Origin of the sequence: Baekduia sp. (genome assembly GCF_035996765.1) — a bacterium.
GTDB lineage: Bacteria > Actinomycetota > Thermoleophilia > Solirubrobacterales > Solirubrobacteraceae > Baekduia.
This window is the reverse complement of record NZ_DASYJG010000004.1, coordinates 1-4,500: the sequence shown is the minus strand read 5'-3', so window position 1 is coordinate 4,500 and position 4,500 is coordinate 1. Positions and strand designations below refer to the sequence as shown.

Annotated in this window: 4 protein-coding genes and 1 pseudogene; 2 read left to right on the top strand and 3 right to left on the bottom strand. The window is 73.7% G+C overall.

Going from position 1 to position 4,500, the window contains the following annotated elements:
* From VGO10_RS00710 to VGO10_RS00700, 3 genes and pseudogenes are all read right to left on the bottom strand, one after another.
* Positions 1 to 181 (bottom strand): annotated as a pseudogene (locus VGO10_RS00710) (hypothetical protein); the annotation flags it as partial.
* Positions 182 to 257: 76 nt separating this feature from the next.
* Positions 258 to 1,463: a hypothetical protein gene (locus VGO10_RS00705; protein WP_327464159.1), complete on the bottom strand. Its 1,206-nt coding sequence runs from the start codon at positions 1,461 to 1,463 to the stop codon at positions 258 to 260.
* Entirely contained in the window at positions 1,460 to 2,989 is a 1,530-nt protein-coding gene (locus VGO10_RS00700) for a leucyl aminopeptidase (RefSeq protein WP_327464158.1), read from the bottom strand. The genes VGO10_RS00705 and VGO10_RS00700 overlap by 4 nt, the downstream gene beginning before the upstream one ends.
* Before the next feature lie 73 nt (positions 2,990 to 3,062).
* On the opposite strand from VGO10_RS00700, the gene VGO10_RS00695 reads away from it, so the two are divergent.
* Positions 3,063 to 4,247 (top strand): acetyl-CoA C-acyltransferase, encoded by a 1,185-nt coding sequence (locus tag VGO10_RS00695; RefSeq protein WP_327464157.1) that lies wholly within the window; start codon positions 3,063 to 3,065, stop codon positions 4,245 to 4,247.
* Positions 4,244 to 4,500, top strand: a 257-nt coding sequence (locus VGO10_RS00690) for a 3-hydroxyacyl-CoA dehydrogenase NAD-binding domain-containing protein (protein WP_327464156.1), incomplete at its 3' end; no start/stop codon positions are given. The genes VGO10_RS00695 and VGO10_RS00690, both read left to right, overlap by 4 nt.

The window sequence follows — 4,500 nt, the reverse complement described above, 5'->3', positions numbered from 1 at the left end:
CCAGGTGATCGCACACGCCCGCGTCGGTCGCGCCGACGTCGTGGAGCGCCTCCAGCGCGGTCCAGATGTGCGGCGGCTGGCTCGTCGGCCCGCGCCCGTCGGGCTCGAGCGCGTACCCGTAGCCGCCGTCAGGCGTCCGGTACGGCTCCAGAGCCGCCGCCACCGCGGCCGCCGCGCCCACCGCGCCAGTCGTCGAGGGACGACTGATGGTCGCTCAGCGACCACCAGTCGTCCCTCGACGCCGGGTTTGGGTGGGGTCAGAGGTGGGTGGCGAGGAGCGCAACGCTTGCGCCCAGGGTGATCGCTGCCAGCGCGGTCCCGGTGCGTGGCACGAAGCGCCAGCCCCACGCGCTGAGCGCCGCAAGCGCCGGCAGTGCCGGGACCATGTGGCGGGCGTGGGCCCAGATGCGGGCACCGCCGTCCAGCGATGGCGCGGCGAAGACGGTGGTCAGCGCGACGGCGGCGACGATCAGCGCCAGGAACGCTGCGGTGACCTCCACATCAACTTGGTCGAAGACCGCGACTGACAGACGCTCGCGACGTGAGCGCCACAGCCGCCAGAGGGCGACGAAGGCCAGCAGGCAGAATGGCGACCACACCAACAACCCGGCGTGCGGGTCCAGCCAGGTGGTCGCCAGCCGCGGCGCGCGCGAGAGATGGTCAAGCACTCCCGTTGCGCCCGTGGCGCCGCCGCGGGCGACGTCATGCGGCGTCAGCCCACCGAACAGCCGATCGCTCACCGTGAGATAGATGACAGCCGAGGTGAGCGTGACCTCCAGCGCGATGAAGCCCGCCAGCCCGCGCTGGCGGCGCCGCAGCCAGCGCGCCATCGCCACGGCGACCACCGCCGCCGGCGCGATCAGCTCGGTTGCCAGCCACGGCAGCGCCGCCACGAGCCCCGCGCCCCAGAACGCCCACGACCGGCGCGGCTCCTCGCGCACGCGCAGCGCCAGCAGCGCGGCGCCGGCCAGGCAGGTCGCGCCGGCCATCGCCGGCGCAACCGCGGTCGCTGCGCCCAGCGCGGGCGGCGAGAGCCCGACCACGAGCGCGGCGCGGGTCGCCCACGGCTCGGGCACGAGCGCCCGCCCCAGCGCGGCCGCCAGGCAGAAGCCGAGCGCGGCGAGGAGCGCCAGCCAGATCCGGACCCCGGTCGGCCCCGCGACCGCGTAGGCCGGCGCGATCAGCAGCGTGAAACCCAGGCCGACCGGCTCGACCAGCCGCCCGTCGGTCGGCTCGGCCGCCGGGCCCAGCGGCCCGGAGTACCAGCGGCGCCAGGCATGCGTGGCGTACTCGTCGCGCAGGTCGACGTCCCCGTCGGAGACCAGCGACTCGGCCGCGAGCAGCCGGTGCGCCTCGGGGGCGCTGAGCGTCTGGCCGCCCGGCCCGCCGGGCACGGCCAGCGTCAGCGCGTAGGCGGCGACCAGGACGAGCCACAGCGGAAGGGCTCGCCGGATTGCGCTCACGCCGCCGGCGCGTCCTCGTTTGAGCCCGTCTGTGGGCTCTCGGCGTCGCTGCGTGGCGCCTCTGTGCCCGCTCCCCGGCCCTCGGCGCCGAGGCGCTCGGCCAGCGCGACCAGCGTGCGGACCATCACGCCCGTCCCGCCCTTCGGCGCATACGCACGCCCCGAATCCCACGCCGTCCCGCAGATGTCCAGATGCGCCCACGGCACGCCGCCGGTGAAGCGATGCAGGAACTCCGCCGCGGTGCAGGCCGCGCCGGTGCGCAGCGGCGACTGGTTGGCCACGTCAGCCGTCGCGCCCTTGACGAGCTCGGCGTAGCGCTCGTGCAGCGGCATCCGCCAGATCAGCTCGCCGGCGTCCTCGGCCGCACCCGCGACGTCCGCCGCCCACTCCTCGTCGTCGGCCCAGAAGCCCGAGTAGACCCGGCCCAGCGTGCTCATGATCGCGCCGGTGAGCGTCGCGACGTCGACGAGCCGCTCGGCGCCCTGGGCGACCGCGTGGTGCAGGCAGTCGGCCAGGACGAGGCGGCCCTCGGCGTCGGTGTTGTCGATCTGGACGGTCAGCCCGGACGCCGACGTCACGACATCGCTCGGTTTCATCGCGCTGCCGCTGAGCAGGTTCTCGGTCGCGCCGACCACACCAACAACCCGGACCGGCAGGCCAAGCGCGGCGATCGCGCCGAGCGCCTCGATCACTGCGGCCCCGCCGGTCATGTCGTACTTCATGTCCGCCATCGACCCGGCCGGCTTGATCGAGATCCCGCCGGAGTCAAACGTCACGCCCTTGCCAACGAGGCCCAGGACCGGCCCGGTCGCGCCCTCGGGCTCGTAGCGCAGCGTGATCAGCGCGGGCTCTTCGTCAGAGCCGGCGGCGACCGCGGCAAACGCGCCCATCCCGCGCGCCACGATCTCCTCGCGACCCACCACCTCGCAGCTCAGCGCACCATGCTCGGCCGCGATCGCCTGCGCCCGCGCGCCCAACGCCGTTGGCGTCATGTGATTCGCCGGCGTGTTCTGCAGGTCCCGCGCCGCGTTGACCGCCTCGGCGACGACCACCGCCCGCGCGACCTCATCGGCCTGATCGACGTGGTCGCTCACGACCAGCTCGGCGATCTTCGACGAGCCGTTGTCGTCGCCCGACTTGAACGCCGTGAAGCGATAGGCCGCCAACAGCGTCCCTTCGACGACCGCCCGCGCCGGCCGGTGCTCGCGCGCCTTGTGCGGCAGCTCCCAGCAGACGATCTGCGCGTCGAGATCCCGCGCACGACCATGCGCGGCGGCCGCCGCGAGGCGCAGCCCCTCGGCGCTCAGCTTGCCCCGCGCACCCAGCCCGACGAGGATCCAGCGCTTGCCGCCGGCGTGAGCCACTGCCAGATGGCACGGCTTCGCCTTGGCCTCGCCGGCGTCCACGAGCGCCTGCAGCACCCCGCCCTCGACATCGTGAGGAACGCCCTCACCCTCGACCAGGCCGACGACGACGGTGTCGGCCGCGGTCGACGCCGCGGCCTCGGTGGTGGCGGTCACACGCATGGCGCGGCACGCTACTCGTTACCGTTCCGGGCCCAAACCGTCCCGACCCGACTCCAGAGACCGAGACATCTTCATGCCCAAGACCGTCATCCTCGGCACCGCCCGCACCCCGATCGGGAAGCTCGGCGGCGGCCTGTCCTCCATCGACGCGACCGACCTCGGCGCGGCCGCCATCACCGCCGCGCTCGAGCGCGCCGACGTCGCGCCCGACCAGGTCGACCACGTCGTCATGGGCCAGGTCATCCAGGCCGGTCAGGGCCAGGTGCCCTCGCGTCAGGCGCAGATCAAGGCCGGCATCCCGAAGGGCGTCTCGAGCGAGACCATCAACAAGGTCTGTGCCTCCGGCCTGCGCGCGACCGTGATCCTCGACCAGGCGATCCGCGCCGGTGACGTCGAGGTCGGCGTCGGTGGCGGCATGGAGTCCATGTCCGGTGCCCCGTACCTGCTGCCCCAGGCCCGCTTCGGCTACCGCATGGGCGATGCCAAGGCACTGGACTCGATGGTCCACGACGGCCTCACCAACCCGTTCAGCGGCAAGCAGATGTTCATCGAGGCCACCGAGGTCGGCGACGAGCTCGAGCTGACGCGCCCCGATCTCGACCGCTGGGCGCTGCGCAGCCACGAGCTCGCGCTGGCCGCGATCGACGACGGCCGCATGGCCGATGAGATCGTCCCGTTCACGGTCAAGGGTCGCAAAGGCGACACGGTCGTCGAGGTCGACGAGGGCCCGCGCCGCGGCTCCACGCTAGAGGCGCTGAGCAAGCTGCCGGGCCTCACGGGCAAGGAGGGCTCGCACACCGCCGGCAACTCGCCGGGCGTCAACGACGGCGCTGCCATGCTCGTCGTCGCCGAGGCCGGCCTGGCACAGGAGCGCGAGCTCGAGCCGCTGGCGCGCATCCTCGCCACGGGCTGCACGGCCAACCGGCACGACTCGCTGGCGCGCGTGCCGGCCAAGGCTGCGCAGATCGCGCTCGAGCGAGCCGGCCTGGCTGCCGCCGACATGGAGGTCATCGAGATCAACGAGGCCTTCGCCTCGGTCGCGCTGCAGTCGTCGCGCGATCTGGGCGTCGATCGCGAGCGCGTCAACGTCAACGGCGGCGCCGTTGCGCTCGGCCATCCGGTCGGGGCGTCGGGGGCGCGACTGGTGGGAACGCTCATGTACGAGCTGCGCCGCCGTGGCGGCGGCCGCGGCCTGGCCGCGATCTGCTCGGGCGGCGGGCAGGGTGACGCGATCGTGATCGAGGTCGGCGGGCGGTGATCCAGCGCGTTCTGGTCGTCGGCTCCGGGCAGATGGGAGCCGGCATCGCGCAGGTGGCCGCGAGCGCGGGCATGCGCGTCAAGCTCGTCGACGTCGGCTCCGAGCAGCTCGAGCGGGGCCGGGCCGGCATCGCCGCCTCACTCGACAAGCTCGCTGCCAAGGGGCAGGTCGCCGACCCCGAGGCCGTGCTCGCACGTATCTCCACCTCCACGGAGCTCGCGGACGCCTCGGACGCCGAGCTTGCGATCGAGGC